Source organism: Aquaspirillum sp. LM1 (assembly GCF_002002905.1).
Lineage (GTDB): Bacteria > Pseudomonadota > Gammaproteobacteria > Burkholderiales > Aquaspirillaceae > Rivihabitans.
Genome location: NZ_CP019509.1, coordinates 944,299 through 962,459 on the forward strand (window position 1 = coordinate 944,299; position 18,161 = coordinate 962,459).

Annotated in this window: 16 protein-coding genes and 1 pseudogene; 12 read left to right on the forward strand and 5 right to left on the reverse strand. The window is 60.5% G+C overall.

Annotated features, from left to right (window positions below; genetic code table 11):
* Nucleotides 1-158: 158 nt before the first annotated feature.
* Complete coding sequence (gene phaR / locus BXU06_RS04170) at nucleotides 159-725, reverse strand: polyhydroxyalkanoate synthesis repressor PhaR (protein WP_077297111.1); 567 nt, start codon at nucleotides 723-725, stop codon at nucleotides 159-161.
* Nucleotides 726-1,223: 498 nt separating this feature from the next.
* On the opposite strand from phaR, the gene phaP reads away from it, so the two are divergent.
* Nucleotides 1,224-1,781 (forward strand): TIGR01841 family phasin, encoded by a 558-nt coding sequence (gene phaP / locus BXU06_RS04175; protein WP_077297113.1) that lies wholly within the window; start codon nucleotides 1,224-1,226, stop codon nucleotides 1,779-1,781.
* 114 nt (nucleotides 1,782-1,895) lie between these two features.
* The gene (locus BXU06_RS04180) at nucleotides 1,896-3,062 is read left to right on the forward strand and encodes a M14-type cytosolic carboxypeptidase (RefSeq protein ID WP_077297115.1); all 1,167 of its coding nucleotides are present in this window, start codon (nucleotides 1,896-1,898) and stop codon (nucleotides 3,060-3,062) included.
* A 574-nt stretch (nucleotides 3,063-3,636) separates the two neighbouring features.
* Here BXU06_RS04180 and BXU06_RS04185 read toward each other — a convergent pair.
* Nucleotides 3,637-4,750 (reverse strand): IS630 family transposase gene (locus BXU06_RS04185; protein ID WP_150125096.1). Its coding sequence is split into 2 segments (ribosomal slippage): nucleotides 3,637-4,324 and nucleotides 4,323-4,750, totalling 1,116 coding nucleotides; the frame shifts between segments, so codons are not numbered across the junction.
* A gap of 236 nt (nucleotides 4,751-4,986) precedes the next feature.
* Between BXU06_RS04185 and BXU06_RS04190 the strand changes: the two genes are divergently transcribed.
* From BXU06_RS04190 to BXU06_RS04210, 5 genes are all read left to right on the forward strand, one after another.
* The gene (locus tag BXU06_RS04190) at nucleotides 4,987-5,343 is read left to right on the forward strand and encodes a transposase (RefSeq protein ID WP_256364065.1); all 357 of its coding nucleotides are present in this window, start codon (nucleotides 4,987-4,989) and stop codon (nucleotides 5,341-5,343) included.
* Between the two features lie 83 nt (nucleotides 5,344-5,426).
* Nucleotides 5,427-6,587 (forward strand): ABC transporter substrate-binding protein, encoded by a 1,161-nt coding sequence (locus BXU06_RS04195; protein WP_077297119.1) that lies wholly within the window; start codon nucleotides 5,427-5,429, stop codon nucleotides 6,585-6,587.
* Nucleotides 6,588-6,646: 59 nt separating this feature from the next.
* Nucleotides 6,647-7,612, forward strand: coding sequence for a YVTN family beta-propeller repeat protein (locus BXU06_RS04200; RefSeq protein ID WP_077297121.1), 966 nt, complete (start codon nucleotides 6,647-6,649; stop codon nucleotides 7,610-7,612).
* Nucleotides 7,609-8,349, forward strand: a complete 741-nt coding sequence (locus BXU06_RS04205; protein WP_077297123.1) for an ABC transporter ATP-binding protein — start codon at nucleotides 7,609-7,611, stop codon at nucleotides 8,347-8,349. The genes BXU06_RS04200 and BXU06_RS04205 overlap by 4 nt, the downstream gene beginning before the upstream one ends.
* Nucleotides 8,334-9,110: an ABC transporter permease gene (locus BXU06_RS04210; RefSeq protein ID WP_077297125.1), complete on the forward strand. Its 777-nt coding sequence runs from the start codon at nucleotides 8,334-8,336 to the stop codon at nucleotides 9,108-9,110. The genes BXU06_RS04205 and BXU06_RS04210 overlap by 16 nt, the downstream gene beginning before the upstream one ends.
* 23 nt (nucleotides 9,111-9,133) lie before the next feature.
* Here BXU06_RS04210 and BXU06_RS04215 read toward each other — a convergent pair whose 3' ends face one another.
* Entirely contained in the window at nucleotides 9,134-9,697 is a 564-nt protein-coding gene (locus tag BXU06_RS04215) for a rhodanese-like domain-containing protein (RefSeq protein WP_077297127.1), read from the reverse strand.
* A 161-nt stretch (nucleotides 9,698-9,858) separates the two neighbouring features.
* Between BXU06_RS04215 and nosP the strand changes: the two genes are divergently transcribed.
* The 5 genes from nosP to BXU06_RS17235 all read left to right on the forward strand — a co-directional run bounded on the left by nosP (nucleotide 9,859) and on the right by BXU06_RS17235 (nucleotide 15,919).
* Nucleotides 9,859-11,007: a nitric oxide-sensing protein NosP gene (gene nosP / locus BXU06_RS04220; RefSeq protein WP_077297129.1), complete on the forward strand. Its 1,149-nt coding sequence runs from the start codon at nucleotides 9,859-9,861 to the stop codon at nucleotides 11,005-11,007.
* Complete coding sequence (locus tag BXU06_RS04225) at nucleotides 11,004-13,580, forward strand: NahK/ErcS family hybrid sensor histidine kinase/response regulator (protein WP_077297131.1); 2,577 nt, start codon at nucleotides 11,004-11,006, stop codon at nucleotides 13,578-13,580. Before nosP ends, BXU06_RS04225 begins: the two co-directional genes overlap by 4 nt.
* Before the next feature lie 394 nt (nucleotides 13,581-13,974).
* Nucleotides 13,975-14,559 (forward strand): calcium-binding protein, encoded by a 585-nt coding sequence (locus tag BXU06_RS04230; protein ID WP_150125097.1) that lies wholly within the window; start codon nucleotides 13,975-13,977, stop codon nucleotides 14,557-14,559.
* A 99-nt stretch (nucleotides 14,560-14,658) separates the two neighbouring features.
* Nucleotides 14,659-15,255: a hypothetical protein gene (locus BXU06_RS04235; protein ID WP_077297135.1), complete on the forward strand. Its 597-nt coding sequence runs from the start codon at nucleotides 14,659-14,661 to the stop codon at nucleotides 15,253-15,255.
* Between the two features lie 97 nt (nucleotides 15,256-15,352).
* Entirely contained in the window at nucleotides 15,353-15,919 is a 567-nt protein-coding gene (locus BXU06_RS17235) for a DNA replication initiation control protein YabA (RefSeq protein ID WP_150125098.1), read from the forward strand.
* Here the strand turns inward: BXU06_RS17235 and BXU06_RS04240 are convergent.
* Together BXU06_RS04240 and miaA are read right to left on the reverse strand one after the other, a co-directional pair.
* Nucleotides 15,885-16,862: pseudogene (locus BXU06_RS04240) on the reverse strand (IS481 family transposase); the annotation flags it as partial. The gene BXU06_RS17235 and the pseudogene BXU06_RS04240 sit on opposite strands and share 35 nt — an antisense overlap.
* A 330-nt stretch (nucleotides 16,863-17,192) precedes the next feature.
* The gene (gene miaA, locus BXU06_RS04245) at nucleotides 17,193-18,152 is read right to left on the reverse strand and encodes a tRNA (adenosine(37)-N6)-dimethylallyltransferase MiaA (protein ID WP_077297137.1); all 960 of its coding nucleotides are present in this window, start codon (nucleotides 18,150-18,152) and stop codon (nucleotides 17,193-17,195) included.
* Nucleotides 18,153-18,161: the final 9 nt, after the last annotated feature.

The following is an 18,161-nucleotide window of genomic DNA, read 5'->3' on the forward strand; positions in this document are numbered from 1 at the left end:
CATCTGCGCGGATGTCCGGCTGGCGGAGTTCTGCAAGTATACAGCAGGGTTGTCCGCGCTACAGCGGCGTGGGCTGTCCGGCCTTTACCCCAGGCGGGACAGCCACCCTGCTGGCGCAACACACCCTTAACCCGGTGTCAGGCCATCATGTTGGGCGATCAGGCATCTTTGTTGGGGTCACTGCTGGGCGGGTAGGGCTGGAAGGGAAAGCCGGTGAACAGGTTTTTGGTGCGGGCCTGCATCTGGTTCTGCATTTCCACAAACATATTGGTGCTTTGCTCCAGGTAGCTGGTCATCATGTTCTGGATGGCCGGGGCCTGGAATTTCATGTATTCGCTCCACATATTGTGGTTGCCAAACATTGGCGTGTCGCCCACCATTTGCCGGGTCTGATCCTGCAGCTTTTGCTGCATCTGGGTAAAGAGCTCAAGGTTCTTTTCCAGATAGTTGCCCATCAGGCCCTGCATGGTGTTGCCGTAGAAGCGGATGATCTGGGTCAGCACGTCGTAGGTGAACATTGGCATGCCGCCGGCTTCTTCTTCCAGAATGATCTGCAACAGCACGCTGCGGGTAATGTCATCCTGAGACTTGGCGTCGACCACTTGCAGTTCCACGTGGTCCAGCACCAGCTGCTTGACATCCCCCAGGGTGATGTAGGAGCTGGTGGCCGTATCGTACAGGCGACGATTCGGGTATTTCTTGATAATGCGCTTCTCTCCGCTCATGTCGAGCCTCCGGTTTTTCTTTTGGTATAACATGGGCACACCGTGGCAAAGTCGCAACAGTGCACGTGTTCACATGGGTTGACTACACGAAAGGCCGGCACATTGACCTTCGTTTTTGGCGGCATCCCCGCCTGAATGGGCTGGCGTGCCCAAGGCCCTCCGCTTGCGTGGGCGGTGGCTGGAACCGGCCAATATCCTTTGCGCTGACGCGGTTTTTCCGCATGTGCTGCCCTGGTTTCTGGACATGACCGGAACTCGCCGCCCAAGTGGGCATACCGCAAATTATTGCAGCGCAAAAGACAACTTTACCATAGCCATGCCTGCTGTCTGCATCTTTCTGGTGCATTGCGCAAGATGTTATTTTTAATGAAGAAAAATTTTGTGCAGCGCACAAAATAGTACTTGACGCACCGCACAATGCTTCCTAGAATGCAGCCATCGGAAGTTGCAAACAGTGCAAATTTTCCTTTCCAAACAAATGTCTACGAGGAGATTGACATGGTGAACCCGCAAGCCCAATTCAGCCAGGCTGCCCTGCACGGCATTGATACCGCCATGCGTTTGACTCAAATTGGCCTGAACAGTGCTGAACGCCTGTTCAAACTACAGTTCCAGACTGGCCGCACCCTGCTGGAAGAACAAGTCCGCAATCTGCATAGCCTGGCCGAAGGTGCTCCGCAAGAACTGCCGACCCGGGTCAACGGCCTGGCAGTGCAAACCGTCGAGCAACTGGTCAACCATTCGCGCAATGCCTACGAAGTGCTGTCGGCCACGCAAAACGAACTCACCCAACTGCTGGATGAACAGTTCAGCCAGCTCAACCGCACCGTAATCAGCTCGATCGACGTGCTGGCCAAAAACGCGCCGGCTGGCACCGATGCTGCCGTGAATGCACTGAAGTCGTCGATTGCCGCCTCGGCTGCCGCGATGAACAGCATGACCAAGGCTGCTCACCAAGTGGCAGAATTCACTGAAACCAGCGTCAAGGCCGCCACCACCGCCACCGCTGATGCAGTGAAAACCGCCGCTCAGAAAGTGGGCACCCCGGCTGCCTGATGCCAGCTGGCGTCAGCCAAAACCCCGCTGCCATGGCTGCGGGGTTTTTTGCGCCCATTTGCGCTGTCGGGCGATGGCGCTACAATCGGTTTTTCTGGTCAGTGGACACACCACATGAAAATCAGCAGCACGTTTGACGCCGGCAGCATCGAAGTGGTCGCCCTGGACAGCTTCGACGACATTCGCCTGCGCCTGCGCCCGGACAATGCCTCCGACTTTGCCCAATGGTTTTACTTCCGCCTGCAGGGTGCGGCTTACCAGCCCTGCACCATGCGCATCCTGAACGCCGCTAACGCTGCCTACCCGGAAGGCTGGGTGGATTATCAGCCCTGTGCTTCATATGACCGCGTCAACTGGTTCCGGGTTCCCGCCCGCTACGAAGATGGCGTGCTGATTATTGAGCACACCCCGCTGGCCAGCAGCATTTATTATGCTTACTTTGAACCCTACTCCTACGAGCAGCACCTGCGCCTGATTGGCGAGGCGCAAAGCTCTGGTCTGGTGCAACTGTCTGACCTGGGCTCTACCCTGGACGGGCGCGACCTCAGCTTGCTGACCATTGGCCATGAAGTCAGCTCCGACCTGAAAGTGTGGATCATCGCCCGCCAGCATCCGGGTGAAACCATGACGGAATGGTTTATCGAAGGTTTGCTGGGCCGGCTGCTGGACACCCATGATTCGCTGGCACGCGCGCTGATGGACAAGGCCACCTTCTATATTGTGCCCAATATGAACCCGGATGGCTCAGTGCGCGGCAATCTGCGTACCAACGCCGCAGGTGCCAACCTTAACCGCGAATGGCTGACACCCAGCGCCGAGCGCAGCCCGGAAGTGCTGTGGGTGCGTGAGAAAATGCAGGAAACCGGGGTGGACCTGTTCCTGGACATCCACGGTGACGAAAGCCTGCCTTATGTATTTGTCGCCGGCACGGAAGGGACGCCCAATTACCGTGCGCCGATTGCCGCACTGGAAGACAAGTTCAAGCAGCACTTCTTGCTGGCCAGTCCGGATTTTCAGGATGAACATGGCTACGCCAAGGATGCGCCAGGCGAAGCCAACCTGAGCATGGCCACTGCCTGGGTGGGCAATGCCTTTGAATGTCTGGCGTTTACCCTGGAAATGCCGTTCAAGGACAATGCCAACCTGCCCGACGACGATATGGGCTGGAATGGCCAGCGCAGCCTGCGTCTGGGCGAGGCGATCCTGCAGCCCATCTATGCGGTGTTGAACGATATCCAGCTGCTGCGCGCCAGTCAGGACGACACAAGCAGCGCGGTGTGAAGGCGTTGGTCGTGAAAAATGCCGCTTCCGGTTGAACCGTTGCGCGGCAACTCTCGCCTTTCAGGGCGGTGAAGAATAGTGCGGACGGCTTAGCCGTCCGTGCCTTCACCGCGCGCTGTCCCACCACTTCTTACAAACGCAGTGCCGTCTGTGCCAAATATCGTTTTCGTGATTGATAGGCCCAAGGATACGCTGAAAAAATTGTCATTCCCGCGAAGGCGGGAATCCAGTGTTTTGATTTTGCTGGGTTTTGCTTTTGGCAAACACGATTTTTCTGAATAAATCAGCGCGTCCCTAGACCGCTTTCGGCATGCGTTTCACCTAACGTGTCGTTCCCGCGAAGTCGGGAACCCAGACCGCGCTACAGCGTGCGCGGTGGGTGTTGAGCGTTGTCGGATAGTCAGCGCGCTGTGGATGCCCCTGGATTCCCGCCTGCGCGGGAATGCGCGGTGGGGTGCGGCGGATGGTTCGCTGTGTCAAATCAAGATGTTTGACATAAATAAAGCAAGACATCCGACGTCGGCTTGCTCGCAGGCACCCTCGTGTTTCAACGTGACTGGCTACTAGTAGCCAGTCACGTTGAAACACGAGGATAAAGACGAGCAAGCTTACGCCGGGCATCCTGAGTGGAGAACTTCCACTTGACGGGGATGGCGTTGGCGTTGCGTTCACGCACATTGGCCTCAACCTCGCGTCGCAGCATTTCTTCATCGGCGATACGTTGCGACAAACACATATTCGACAGCACAGCCAGCTCAAGCTCGGCAATGTTGAGCCAGCTGCCATGCTTGGGGGTGTAGTGAAACTCCAGCTTCCTGGCAATGGCGCGGGCTTCTTCTGGCTGAAACGCTTCGTAGAGAGAGGCTGTTTTGTGGGTGTTCAGGTTGTCCAGAACAACCCGAATCACTTCCGCGTCCGGGTAGCATTCGACGATGTGCCGCATGGCGTGAGCAAAGTCGATCTTGGTGCGGCGCTCCATGATCAGCACCTCCCGCCAGCCCCGCTTCGGTTCGCAGATCATCATCAGATTGCGCACGCCGTTGCGCTTGTATTCAGTATCCTGACGAGCGGGCGCGCTGGGTTGTGGCGGTATGGGTTCACGCACCTCACCAATCAGTTGCTTCGGGCTTTCGTCGAAGCAGATGACCGGGCGTGCCGGATCATAGGGTTCTGCGTACAAATCAAGCAGATCTTCCATCGGCGCAACAAATTCGGCGCCGACCTCAGGAATACACCACTCCTGCACCTGCCACGGTTTTAAGGTGTTTTTTTAAAAGCCGACGCACCGTTTCGTGACTGAACGAATCGGCGTATCCCAGTTGTACGACCTTGTCGGCCAACAGACGCAAGGTCCAGTGGTCATGTCCGGCGGGAGGTGGGGTACAGGCGGTGGCAATCACATGGGCGCATTGCTTATCCGTCAATTTCGGCGCTTTTCCAGGACGCGGTCTATCGCTCAACGCGGCTTCGACGCCTTCTTCGACACATCGTTGCCGGGTGTGGTGGATCATGGTGGCGGACACGGCCAGGGCTTCCATGATCGCCGTATCCTTACAGCCCGCTGCCGCCTTCAGCAGTATCCTGGCCCGCGTTTGCTTGCGCGCTGCGCACTTGCCCTTGCGCAGTATGGCTTCCAGCATTTCGACTTCGTCATCTGTCAGCGTGACACGATACTTGATGGCGGGCATGGTGGTTTCCTCAGCGGGGTTGTGCCGTCCTGTATGCAGCAGCTGTGCCTATTATCTGTTCAGATCATGGTGACTGGCTACTAGGCACCAGTCAATCGGTTCAAATCATGGTGACTGGCTACTAGGGTATCACTGCGATCATGCCACGTCTCCCAGCCTTCAAGTACGAATGGATGCCGACTGGCAGACGCGCCGAGCGGTTGAAACCTCACTGACCCAAAGGCGGTGCCGTCGGCATCGACATGGGCATTACCCGTTTCGCCACGCTGTCGGATGGTACCTTCTACACGCCGCTCCACAGCTTCAAACGTCACAAAACTGCGCTGCGCCGCGCGCAACGTGCGATGAACCGCAAACAGATGTTCAGCAATAACGGGAAGAAGGCAAAGTCCAGAATCCAGCGCATCCACGCCCGCCTCGGCAATGCCCGCCGCGATTATCTGCACAAGTGCTCAACCACGATCAGGCAAAACCACACAATGGTGGTAGCAATTCCCTTCCTTTGCACGCTTAAAAACAACCGCTCAAGAGCGACTGCCAGGCCAGCGCGGGGGAGCATGTCAACGCAATGCGAGGTCTGCCCCCAACTTTAGTCGAATAGACGTCCAGGCCGTGGCCGCCAACAATGGGATCAGCTCTTGTCTGACCCTTGCTTGCCGTCTGAAAGCCCTTGCCCATGTCTGCCTGTTCCCGTCTTGTTCTGGCTGTTCTGTGTGTGTCTGCTCTGCCGGCAGCTGCGCTCACCACGGTAGACATCGCCTACCTGGAAGAAACCCGCCCGCCCGTCACCACGCTGGCCAATCTGGAACCGCCGCCAGCCGATCTGGGCCGGGCCGGGGTGGAGCTGGGCATCCGCGACAATGATTCCACCGGCAAATTCTTACAGCAGCGTTTTCAGCTGCACAGCATTCAACTGCCGGCTGGCGTGCCGGCCAGCGAGTGGATGGCGCGGCTGAACAAAACCAAGGCGCGGCTGGTGGTGTTGAATCTGCCGGCCAGCACGCTGGAGGGGCTGCTCAAGCAGCCGGGCCAGGAAGGCATGCTGTGGTTTAACGCGGGTGCAGCAGACGACCGGCTGCGCCAGAGCGAGTGCAAGCCCAATCTGCTGCATACCCTGCCAGGCCGGGCGATGCAGGCCGATGCGCTGGCGCAGTATCTGGTGGCCAAGCGCTGGAAAAAATGGTTTCTGGTCAGCGGCCCGCAGCCGGAAGATGCCGCCTATGCGGCGGCGATTCGCCGCGCAGCCAAGCGCTTTGGCGGGCAGATTGTCGGTGAGAAAGCCTGGCGCTACAGCCACGATGCCCGCCGCACCGCCCAGGCCGAGGTGCCGAGCTTTACCCAGGTGACCGATCACGAAGTGATGATTGTGGCCGACGAGCGCGGGGATTTTGGTGAATACTTTTCTTACCGCACCTGGCTGCCGCGCCCGATTGCCGGCACCCAGGGCCTGGTGGCGGCAGGCTGGCACGCCAGCGCCGAGCAGTGGGGTGCGGTGCAGCTGCAAAACCGCTTCCGCGCTTACGCCAAACGGCCAATGCAGTCGGCGGATTACGCCGGCTGGGCAGCCGTGCGCAGTGTGGGTGAGGCGGCGGCACGCACCCAGTCGGCTGACGCTAAAACCTTGCGCGACTATATCCGCAGCCCGGAATTCGAACTGGCGGCGTTCAAGGGCCGCAGCCTGAGCTACCGCGCCTGGAACGGTGAATTGCGCCAGCCGATGCTGATTGCCCAGCCGCGCGCGCTGGTCAGCCTGTCGCCGCAGGAAGGGTTTTTGCACCCGAACAGTGATCTGGATACGCTGGGATTTGACGCGCCAGAAGTGAAGTGCAAGCCGTAACTCAAGCCGTAACTGATGACTTTTTGTATTGATTTTCCTGACGCCCTGGAGCCACTCCGATGACCCTGTTTCCCCGCCTGGCCTGCTGCGCTGCGCTGCTTGCCGCGCTGCCGGCACTGGCCGACACCGTGTATGTCTCCAATGAAAAAGACCACACCCTGTCGGTGATCGACAGTACCAGCATGAAGGTGCTGAAAACCGTGCCGGTGGGCAAGCGTCCGCGTGGCATTACCCTGTCCAAGGACGGCACCCAGCTGTATATCTGCGCCAGCGACGACAATACCGTGCAGGTGCTGGATCTGGCCACGCTGAAGGTGATTCATAACCTGCCCTCGGGCGAAGATCCCGAGCAATTTGCCCTGTCGCCAGACGGCAAGCAGCTGTACGTAGCCAATGAAGACAGCAATGTGGTCACCATTATTGATATTCCCAGCCGGCGAGTGGCCGGGCAGATTGACGTGGGGGTCGAGCCAGAGGGCATGGCAGTCAGCCCGGATGGGCGCTGGGCAGTGAACACCTCGGAAACCACCAATATGGTGCACTGGATCGACACCCGCACCCGCAAGCTGGTGGATAACACCCTGGTGGACCAGCGCCCGCGTTACGCCCGCTTTAGCGACGACAGCAAGCTGTTGTGGGTGAGCTCGGAAGTGGGCGGCACGGTGTCGGTGATCGATGTGGCCACCCGCAAGCGCATTCACACCATCCGCTTTGCCATTCCCGGCATCCCCAAAGACCGCATCCAGCCGGTGGGCATGCGCCTGACCCGCGATGGCCGCTATGCTTTTGTGGCACTGGGCCCGGCCAACCATGTGGCGGTGGTGGATGCCAAAACTTACGCGCCGGTGAAATACCTGCTGGTGGGCCGCCGGGTGTGGCACACCGCGCTGACCGGCGATGAAAAACAGCTGTGGGTGAGCAATGGCATCAGCAATGATGTGTCGGTGATTGATGTGGACACCCTCAAGGTGGTCAAGTCGATTGCCACTGGCCGTTATCCGTGGGGCGTGGCGATCAAGCCATGAGCGCCGCACTGGAGGTTTGTGCCGTCAGCCACCGCTATGGCGCGCGGCTGGCGCTGGACCAAGTCAGCCTGAGCGTGGCACCGGGTGAGTTTCGCGTGCTGCTCGGCCCCAACGGAGCCGGCAAGAGCACGCTGTACGCGCTGCTCACCCGGCTGCTGGCCTGCCAGAGCGGGCAGATTCGGCTGTTTGGCCAGCCTTTGTCTGCCCAGGCGATGGCCGGGCTGGGGGTGGTGTTTCAGCAGCCCACGCTGGATCTGGATCTCACCGTGGAACAGAACCTGGCCTATTTTGCCGCGCTGCACGGCTTGCGCGGCGCGGCGCGGCAGGCGCGCATCGACGCTGAACTGGCGCGCATGGCGTTGACGGAACGCCGGCACGAGCGGGTGCGCCAGCTCAATGGCGGCCACCGTCGCCGGGTGGAAATTGCCCGCGCCCTGCTGCACCGCCCGCGCCTGCTGTTGCTGGATGAAGCTACGGTCGGGCTGGACATGCCGGCACGGCGGTTTCTGGTGGAGCATGTGCATCAGCTGGTGCGCAACGAAGGGCTGGCGGTGCTGTGGGCCACCCATCTGATTGATGAAGTGCTGGCCGACGACCAGGTGGCGCTGCTGCATCAGGGCCGGCTGGTGGCGCAAGGCCGGGCCGGCGATCTGCCGCAACAGGCCGGCTGTGCCAGCCTGGGCCAGTGGTTTGACCAGCTGACCGGCAAGGAGAATGACGCATGCCTGTGGCCCTGATTGTGTTGCATGCCATTGTCTGGCGCGAGCTGCTGCGCTTCTGGCAGCAGCGCTCGCGTTTTTTTGGCGCGCTGGTCCGCCCGCTGATCTGGCTGATTGTGTTTGCCTCGGGCTTTCGCGCCGCGCTGGGCTTGTCGATCATTCCGCCCTATGAAACCTATATCACCTACGACGTGTACATCACCCCTGGCCTGGTCGGCATGATCCAGCTATTTAACGGCATGCAGCATTCATTGTCGCTGGTGTACGACCGCGAGATGGGCAGCATGCGCGTGCTGCTGACCAGCCCACAGCGGCTGTCCTGGCTGCTGGCCTGCCGGCTGCTGGCTGGGGTGGTGGTGTCGGTGGTGCAGGTGTACGGCTTTTTGCTGATTGCCCGGCTGTGGGGGGTGGATATTCCGTGGATGGGCTTTGTCAGCGTGTTTCCGGCGCTGCTGGTTACTGGCCTGCTGCTGGGGGCGGCGGGAATGCTGATTTCGTCGTGGGTGAACCAGATCGAGAACTTTGCCGGGGTGATGAACTTTGTGGTGTTCCCAGTGTTTTTCTTGTCCACCGCGCTGTACCCGCTGTGGAAGATGCAGGAATCCAGTGAATGGCTGTACTGGGTGTGCGCGGTGAATCCGTTTTCATCGGCGGTGGAAACCCTGCGCTTTGCCCTGTATGGCCAGCTGGCGCTGGAACCGGCGCTGATTACCGTGGCATGCACCGCGCTGATGCTGGCGCTGGCCATTCGCGGCTACCGCCCCCGGCAGCGGGCATGAGCGCCGGCCTGCCACAGCGGCATTCAGCGCGGCGGCCTGTAGGGCTGCGGCGTGGCGTCCACCAGCGCCAGGCCGGCATCGCGCCAGCCATCGGTGCCATCGGCAAACCACAGCACCTGGCGGTAGCCCAGCGCCAACGCGCGCTTGCCGGCATTCCACGACATCCAGCAGTCGCGCAGGCAGTAAAACACCAGCGGCGCGTCCAGGTTACCGGCGCTCAGCCGGGCCAGTTCGCTGGCAAACCAGGCTTCCATACCGGCTTCCGGCGCGCCCTGGCCCACATTGGGCAGCCACACGCTGCCGGCCAGATTGCGCCGGGGCTGCGCCGGCAGCCAGCGGCTGACGCCATCGGCGTCGTCAATCCGGTTGGCCGGCATCACATCGATCAGCAGCAGGGTTTGCTGCTGCAAACGGGCAGCCAGGGTAAGGGCGTCGATGCGCTGGGCACCGGGCAGTTGTTCCGGGGTGGGCGCACGGTAGTGGCTCATCCGGTAGCCGTCGGGCGGCGGCGGCGCGGCGTCGCCGGCTTGCCCCAGGCTTGGCAACAGGCTGGCGGCGCACAGCAGGGAGGCGATAAGGTGACGCATGACGGGGCTCCTGTGCAAACAGACAACAGTCGGCCAGCGTGGGCAAAAGCCGGCGGCTTGCCCATTCGACTTTCGTCGGGGGCGCGGGCAAAATGGTCCGACCGTTTGTCAGACACCCCGGCATTCGACCGGGGGCCGCACGCGGGAGGAGACACGCCATCATGAATTTTGCCCCGCAGGTGCGGCGCGGCCACACCACCCTGGCCGACGCTGACGCTGCCGTTGACGAGCTGCACGCCCAGCTCGACCAGCCTGACTGTAGCCTGGTGCTGATTTTTGCCTCACCCGATTACCCACCCGATGCGCTGGCCAGCGCGCTGAACCGGCGCTTTGCCCATACCCTGGTGGTGGGCTGCACCACAGCAGGTGAAATCAGCGCCAGTGGCTATCAGCATCATTCGATTGCTGCGGTCAGCTTTGCTACACCAGACTTTTGCGCAGTGGCCCAACGCATCGATGACCTGCCGGGGCTGAGCCTGTCCGACGCGCTGGGCGTGGTGATGGGCGCACGCCACCAGCTGGGCCGGCGCTCGCCGTTTGCCATCGACCGGCGTACCTTTGCCCTGCTGCTGATCGACGGCCTGTCGGCGCGGGAAGAACAGATTGCCAGCCGGCTGTCGCGCGCGCTGGGCGATATCCCGATGTTTGGCGGTTCCGCCGGCGACAATATGCGCTTTGAACGCACCGCCGTGCTGGTGGACGGCCAGTTTGTCAGCAACGCCGCCGTGCTGGTGCTGGTCAGCACCCGCCACCCGTTTGAGGTGTTCAAATCCGAACACGCTGCCGGTTACGGCGAACGGGTGGTGATTACCGAGGCCGACGCCGACCGGCGCATTGTCACCGAAATCAACGCCGAACCCGCCGCCGCCGAATACGCGCGGCTGTTGGGCCTGCCCCCGGAAAAACTCACCCCACAGGCATTTGCCGCCCATCCCCTGGTGCTGCAAGTGGGTGGCGTGCCCTATGTGCGCTCGATCCAGCGGGTGAACCCGGACATGAGCCTGAGCTTTTTTTGCGCCATCGACGAAGGGCTGGTGCTGTCCGGCACCCGCTCGCACGACGTGGTGGTCAACCTGGCGCGTACCTTCGAGGGCCTGCGCCAGCGGCTGGGGCCGCTGCAGATTGTGCTGGGCTGCGACTGTATTTTGCGCACCCTGGCCGAACACGACAGCAGCACCCGCAACCGCCTGTCCGACCTGCTGGCCGCCAACCATGTGGTTGGCTTCAACACCTATGGCGAGCAATTCAACGCCATGCACGTCAACCAGACCTTTACCGGCATTGCGATTGGATACGGACTTCCGGCATGAATGATGTCAACAGCAGCGCGCTGCGGCTGGCCGCCCTGGAGCGGGAAAACACCAAGCTGAAAAAAATCAACACCGCGCTGATGCGCCGGGTGGAGCAGGGCCTGGCCGATAACGGCAACTCGTTCACGTTTTTTCAGGTGGCGGTGGAGCTGGAACACCGCATCCAGGAGCGTACCCGCGCGCTGGAACAAGCCATGGCCGAGCTGGAAACCGCCAACTTTGCCCTCACCCAGGCCAAGCGCGCCGCCGAAACCGCCCAGGGCCGGCTGGACGTGGCGGTGGACACCATCGCCGACGGCTTTGCCCTGTGGCACCCGGACGACACCCTGGCACGCTGCAACCGCCGCTTTCTGGATCTGTTTCCCAACCAGCGCAGCATGATTCGCCCCGGCCTGCGCTTTGAAGACTTTCTGGCGGCAGTGGTCAGCGACGGCGGCGTGCTGGAAGCGCGCGACGACCCGTTTGGCTGGCTGCAGCGCCGGCTGGCCTACCACCGCGAACCAGAAGGCAGCCTGATGCTGTCGATGGCCGATGGCACCTGGCAGCGCATCAGCGAACGGCGCACCGGCGACGGTGGCCGGGTGGGCATCTACACCGACATCACCGACATCAAGCGTCAGGAAATGCGCCTGCGCGAAAGCGACCTGGCCGCGCATTCTCTGCTGCTGCAAGCCACGCTCAACAGCATCCGCCAGGGCATCGCCGTGTTCGACCCGGATGGCGCGCTGCTGGCGTGGAACCACCGTTTTTCCGATCTGATTGGCCTGTCGCCGCAGGCGCTCAGCGTGGGCCGGCGCATCAGCGCCCGCGAACGCACACTGTGCTGCCCGCTGTCGGGCGCGCTGGAAATGGCCGGCACCCGTGGCCGTACCCTGGAAGTGCAGTACAACCCAATGCCGGATGGCGGGTTTGCCATGACCTACACCGACATCAGCGAACGCAAGGCCGCCGAACAGGCGCTGCGCGACAGCGAAGCCAAGATGCGGCTGATTACCGACGCGCTGCCGGCGCTGATTGCCTACGTGGACAACCAGCAGATTTACCGCTTCACCAACCAGGGCTACGAAGACTGGTTTGGTATCCCGCGCCGCGATATCAATGGCCGCCCGATGCGCGACGTGCTCGGCCCGCGCTTGTTTGATGGCCGCCGCCATTATGTCGAGCGCGCACTGGAAGGGCGCGCCTCGGTATTTGAGCTGGAACTGCCGGCCCCACGACGCAATATCGAATTTGCCAAGGCCACATTCATTCCGCACTTCGACCCCGACCACGGCGGCGTGCTGGGCTTTTTTGCCCTGATTCAGGACATCACCGACAGCCGCCGTGCCGCCCAGGCGCTGGAACACGCCAAAGAGCAACTGGAACAGCGGGTGGCTGAACGCACTATCGAACTCAGCCACACCAATACCCGGCTGCAGGAAGCCATCCACGCCGCCGAAGAAGCCCAGCGCAGCAAAACCCGCTTTTTTGCCGCTGCCAGCCACGATCTATTGCAACCGCTGAACGCCGCCCGGCTGTTTCTGGCCTCGCTGGCCGGCCAGCCGCTGCCGCCCGCCGCCGCCCGGCTGGCCGACAACGCCGGGGCCTCATTGGAAGCGGTGGATGACCTGATCAACACCCTGCTGGAAATCTCCCGGCTGGATGCCGGCGCGGTAGAAACCGACAAGCGCCACTTTCCGCTGGCCGCCCTGCTCGACCAGCTGGGCACCGAATTTGCCCCGCTGGCCGAAGCGCGCGGGCTGTCGCTACGGGTGCGCAGCTGCAGCGCCATCGTGCACAGCGACTGGGTGCTGCTGGGCCGGGTATTGCGCAACTTCTTGTCCAATGCCATTCGCTACACTCCGCGCGGCAGCCTGCTGCTGGCCTGCCGGCGCATTGACGGCGGCGTGCGCATCGGCGTGTGGGACCAGGGCGCAGGCATTCCAGCCGACAAGCTGCCCAGCGTATTTGGCGAATTCATCCGCCTGTCCGAGCACAGCAGCATGTGCCACAAGGGCATGGGCCTGGGGCTGGCCATTGTGCATCGCCTGGCGCGGGCGCTGGATCACCGCCTGCATGTGCGCTCACAGTTTGGCCGGGGCTCGTGCTTTGCCATCGACGTGCCATATGGCCGCCCGGCCGCCGTGCAGTTCGACGCGCCGCGTGACGACCCCGTCACCGCCAGCCAGCCGCCCGCCGTGGCCGAAGGTGCACGGCTGCTGCTGATCGACAACGACCCGGCCATTCTGGAAGGCATGGTCACGCTGCTGGAAGACTGGCGCTATCAAACCCTGGCCGCCCCCAGCGCCGACGCCGCCATCACCCTGCTTGACGCCCACGGCCTGATGCCAGACGCGATTCTGGCCGACTACCACCTGGACGACGGAGCCACCGGCAGCGAAGCCATCCAGCGCATCTGCCAGCACCTGGGCCAGAACGTGCCCGCCGCGCTGATTACCGCCGACCACAGCGCCGAACTGCGCCAGGCCGCCGAACAGGCCGGCTGGGCCTGGCTGGGCAAACCGGTGCGCCCCGCCCGGCTGCGCGCCTTGCTCAGCCATGTGCTGCGTGATGTGGGGGAGAAAAAAAGCTGATCCTGGGGCTGAACGCGTGCCGCGTGTTCAGCCCAGCAAGCCCACGGCACTTCACCAGTGCAAGCCCCGCCTCACCGGCAGCCCTGTCCGGCAACCCCAATCTTCTCCCCATGGCCCTGCGCCGGATTTCCCGGCCAGCGATCCCCGTCGCCTCCTTTTCTTCACGCCTGCCAGCCAGCCGCAGCCACAGCCGTCAGTGCCTGCGCCGCCGCCCAAGGCTGCCCGCCATCCGCTCCGTGCCAACTCACTTGGCAAGTGATAGTAGATTTTATTAGCCAAATGGTATTTTTACGGATTGACGGTCAATTTCGCTTTGCTTAGCATGGGTCGTATGGTTGAGAATTAGACCATTAACTCAATTCGCACTGGCTCAGAAGGCAATGATATTTTCAATATGAGCACAATGGAAATGAAGCCAGGTGAAGATGCCCATGGCTATAGTGCACTCGGAGGGGATGATACTGTCAACGGCAGCAAATATGTTGATTTTATCTATGGTGGCACAGGAAATGATATTTTGTATGGAAATGGCGGCGACGATGCCTTGTTTGGTGAATCAGGAAATGACCGGCTCTCTGGCGGTATCGGCGTTGACTTGCTGCACGGCGGCGATGGCAATGATGTTCTGGATGGCGGTGCGGGCTTCGACGATCTCCTCGGCGGGTTTGGCAATGATCTGTATGTGGCTTATATAGGTCAAGGTCAGGACCGCATCAATGATGGTGTCACATCCAGTTTTACCCCCGACTACGGTGGTGGTATCGACATAGTGCAAATCCCCAACCTGACGCTGAACCAGGTCTACGCTGGCAGGTACAATAATGACCTGTATCTTTCAAGTGTGGCTGATGCCAGCGATGGCCAACTGAACGAAGGGGTGGCCATCACCAATTTTTTCCTGGGAGGCATTTATACCATCGAGTATTTGCAAACCAGTGATTACACCGTTAATCTTTCCCAATATTTTAATGTGGTGTAGCCTCTGATTCGTCAGCGGATCATCGCGGCCAGTCACGTCACATTCTCTAGCTGCTTGTGCAAACAAGCAGCTGATCACCATTCAGCTTGGAGTCTTCCCATGCAAATTGACATTGGATCCCTCTTATCCAGTTACCCCAGCAACCCCAACTACGTCGGCAGCCCGGAGCAATTAGCGACCAAGGCTGAATTGGATAAATTCTACAAAGAATCGCCGAACGCCGGATTTTCCTTTACTTTCGATCCGGCCTTGGCTAATACCACACATAATAATATCCGCTATATGCTTTTACCCAAGCCAACTGAGGAAGAAAAGATCGCGTTTCTAAAAATGAAACAGCAGTTTGAAGAGCTCTTGAAGAGTGATGAAGAAGTCAAGAAAAAACTCGAGTCCCCTGAAGTGCTTGAAAAATTTTTTAGCCAGGAAGCTGACAGTATTTTTCGCAGCCCTGCTGGCGAGATTCTGGCCGTAGTGTACAAAGATGGCTCCATATATAGCCATGGTGGTGTCAATCTGGATGCCATTCATCAGGCAGGCCAAGGCCTGAGTCAGCATGAATACCGGGCGATGGCCCGTAATGCTGTTGCCACCGCGCTGGGCAGCCAGGCAGTGGCTTCCTACTACGACTACCATAAGCCGGCCCCCACGCTCAGAGACATTTCCCTGGAAGAAAAAGCGTATTACCGCCGTGCCTGATGCCTGCCTGCGAGGCTGGCGCAGTCAGTTGTGCCAGCCTTGATTTAAGCCGCTCGGCCAGTCGGCTGGCTGACCACCATGCAGTTTGGAGCTCACCATGCAAATCGACATTGGATCCCTCTTATCCAGTTACCCCAGCAACCCCAACTACGCCGGCAGCCCAGAGCAATTAGCAACCAAGGCCAAATGGGATAAAATCCAGAAAGAATCGCCGAATGCCGGATTTTCCTTTACTTTCGATCCGGCCTTGGCTAACACCACGCACGATAATATCCGCTATATGCTTTTACCCAAGCCCACCGAGGAAGAGAAGATCGCGTTTCTAAAAATGAAACAGCAGTTTGAAGAGCTCTTGAAGAGTGATGAAGAAATCAAGAAAAAACTTGATGCAGCCCTTGAAGAAAACCTTCGAATGGAAGCCGACAGCATTTTTCGCAGCCCTGGTGGCGAGATTCTGGCGGTGGTGTACAAGGATGGTTCTATATATACCCATGGTGGTGTCAATCTGGATGCCATTCATCAGGCAGGCCAAGGCCTGAGTCAGCACGAATACCGGGCAATGGCCCGTAATGCTGTTGCCACCGCGCTGGGCAGCCAGGCAGTGGCTTCCTACTACGACTACCATAAGTGTCAAGTCCCGCCTGGTTATAAATGCGCTTCTTGAACAATTCAGGTTTTTTCTTCTGCCATTCTTTCAGCGCCTGAATGGGCGAAAGATGGTTGAGCGCACGCTGCGGAATCTGCTGGTTGTAAGTGTTCACATAGCGCTTAAGCGTTGTCTCCAACTCAGCCGCTGAAGCAAATCGGGTCTGGTTCACCACCTCACTGATTCGGCCATTGAAGCGCTCAACCATCCCGTTTGTCTGCGGGTGGCGCGGCGGGCACAGGCGGTGCTCAATATTCAGCGTCATGCAACGGACATCAAAGGCGTGGCGTCCGGTTGGCTCACGCTTTTTGCTGGTGAAGCGGTCGGTGAACTGACTGCCGTTGTCAGTGAGCAATTTGACGATCTTCATCGGTGCCGCGCGTTCCAGCCGGTTTAAAAAGTCCACGCTGCTTTGCTCACTTTGGTCGGCATAGATATGCATGAACACCCAGCGTGTGGCGCGGTCGATGGCTACAAACAGGTAACGTCGCTCTTTCTCGTCAGGCATCCGCGGCAAGTACTTGATATCCATGTGCAGGAAGCCAGGTTCGTAATCCTTGAAGGTTTTGACCTGTGGCTCAACCTGGCCGGCATCAGCCAGCGCCTGGGCTTGCAGTTGACGCAAATTGGCCACGCCATGGCGGCGCAGACAGCGATCCAGCCCAGAGCGAGAGACGTCTGGATTGATGAATTCGCGCACCACAGCGACCAGGTCATCCAATCCCAGTAGCGTCAGGCTTCGCAAGGCCACGGCAATCGCCTCTTGTGCCGGAGTCAGCGTGGTGCAGAGCTTGTGCGGGCGATGGGATAAATCCTCCGGGCTGTCGCGCTGTTTCCACTTGCGTGCGGTTGCCACGCTGATGTTGTAGCGTTTTGCCAACTCAAGCAACGATGCGGCTGAATTCTTGATCTCCGCTCGCGTACGAGGGGTGGTTCGAGCCTGGGCGTGGACTTCACTCATGTTGATTGCTCCGCTTTCAAGGTCTCAATTAGACCACGCATCATGTCTCTTGCCCAGAAGAGTGGCCTGCTACGAATTGGAATATGATCACACGGGATGCAACAGTTAGGTATTTCTTTTTCTGCTGCATCGCCTCCGCCCGAGTACGCGGAGGCGCTAAGTGGCTACGGCGTGCTGGTGGTGGGGTGGGTTTTGTTGCTGTCTGGTGCGGATTGCCGCAATGTCACGCTGTCGCTGTGGCCTGGTTCTGGCTTCCCGCCTGCGTGGGAATGATTCCGTAGGTACGCCACCGGCTGCGGGGCGTTGCCATATGTTATGCCCCCCACTGCTTTACTCCGACATCGTGCTTTTCCACGCCCCCAACACCCGCCCCAACATCGCCTCCCCTTCCAGCAAACAATCCACCTCCAGCAACCCATCCATCCCGCGCAGCCAGGTGAGCTGGCGTTTGGCCAGTTGGCGGGTGGCGGCGATGCCTTGGTCGATGAGTTGCTGGCGGTCGATGTCGCCGTCCAGGTGGTGCCAGGCCTGGCGGTAGCCCACGCAGCGCATGGACGGCAGGCCGGTGTGCAGGCCGGGGTAGCGTTGGCGCAGTTGGCGCACTTCGTCCAGCAGGCCGGCGTCGAGCATCTGGGTGAAGCGGGTGGCGATGCGTTGGTGCAGCACGCTGCGGTCGCTGGGCAGCAGGGCAATTTTCAGCAGCTGCCAGGGTAGCGGGTCGTGCTGGCGTTCGGCGATCAGAGCGCTCATTGGCTGGCTGGTCAGGCGGTGGATTTCCAGCGCGCGCTGGATGCGCTGGGCGTCGTTGGGGGCCAGGCGTTCGGCGGTGGCGGGGTCGATGCGCGCCAGGTCGGCGTGCAGTGCCGGCCAGCCGCGTTCGGCGGCCTGTTGGTCGAGCTCGGCGCGCACGGCGGGGTCGGCGGCGGGCAGGTCGGACAGGCCGTCTTGCAGTGCCTTGAAATACAGCATGGTGCCGCCGGCCAGCAGCGGCACGCGCCCGCGCGCGGTGATGTCGGCCATCAGCTGGCGGGCATCGTGAGCAAACTGGGCGGCGGAGTAGGCATGCAGCGGGTCGATGATGTCAATCAGATGGTGCGGCACTTGCGCTTGTTCTTCGGCGCTGGGTTTGGCGGTGCCGATGTCCATGTCCTGATAAACCAGGGCGGAGTCCACGCTGATGATTTCCACCGGGAGATGGCGGGCCAGGGCCAGGGCCAGGCCGGTTTTGCCGGAGGCGGTGGGGCCCATCAGCAGGATGGCGGGTGGCAGAGGGGTGGAGGTGTTGGTCATGGTGGCGTG

Coding starts and splice junctions, on each gene's coding strand:
- BXU06_RS04195 (WP_077297119.1), top strand. CDS start 5,427: ATGTCTGCCTGTTCCCGTCTTGTTCTGGCTGTTCTGTGTGTGTCTGCT.
- BXU06_RS04230 (WP_150125097.1), top strand. CDS start 13,975: ATGAGCACAATGGAAATGAAGCCAGGTGAAGATGCCCATGGCTATAGT.
- BXU06_RS04210 (WP_077297125.1), top strand. CDS start 8,334: ATGCCTGTGGCCCTGATTGTGTTGCATGCCATTGTCTGGCGCGAGCTG.
- BXU06_RS04205 (WP_077297123.1), top strand. CDS start 7,609: ATGAGCGCCGCACTGGAGGTTTGTGCCGTCAGCCACCGCTATGGCGCG.
- phaP (WP_077297113.1), top strand. CDS start 1,224: ATGGTGAACCCGCAAGCCCAATTCAGCCAGGCTGCCCTGCACGGCATT.
- BXU06_RS04215 (WP_077297127.1), bottom strand. CDS start 9,697: ATGCGTCACCTTATCGCCTCCCTGCTGTGCGCCGCCAGCCTGTTGCCA.
- nosP (WP_077297129.1), top strand. CDS start 9,859: ATGAATTTTGCCCCGCAGGTGCGGCGCGGCCACACCACCCTGGCCGAC.
- miaA (WP_077297137.1), bottom strand. CDS start 18,152: ATGACCAACACCTCCACCCCTCTGCCACCCGCCATCCTGCTGATGGGC.
- BXU06_RS04200 (WP_077297121.1), top strand. CDS start 6,647: ATGACCCTGTTTCCCCGCCTGGCCTGCTGCGCTGCGCTGCTTGCCGCG.
- BXU06_RS17235 (WP_150125098.1), top strand. CDS start 15,353: ATGCAAATCGACATTGGATCCCTCTTATCCAGTTACCCCAGCAACCCC.
- phaR (WP_077297111.1), bottom strand. CDS start 725: ATGAGCGGAGAGAAGCGCATTATCAAGAAATACCCGAATCGTCGCCTG.
- BXU06_RS04225 (WP_077297131.1), top strand. CDS start 11,004: ATGAATGATGTCAACAGCAGCGCGCTGCGGCTGGCCGCCCTGGAGCGG.
- BXU06_RS04235 (WP_077297135.1), top strand. CDS start 14,659: ATGCAAATTGACATTGGATCCCTCTTATCCAGTTACCCCAGCAACCCC.
- BXU06_RS04180 (WP_077297115.1), top strand. CDS start 1,896: ATGAAAATCAGCAGCACGTTTGACGCCGGCAGCATCGAAGTGGTCGCC.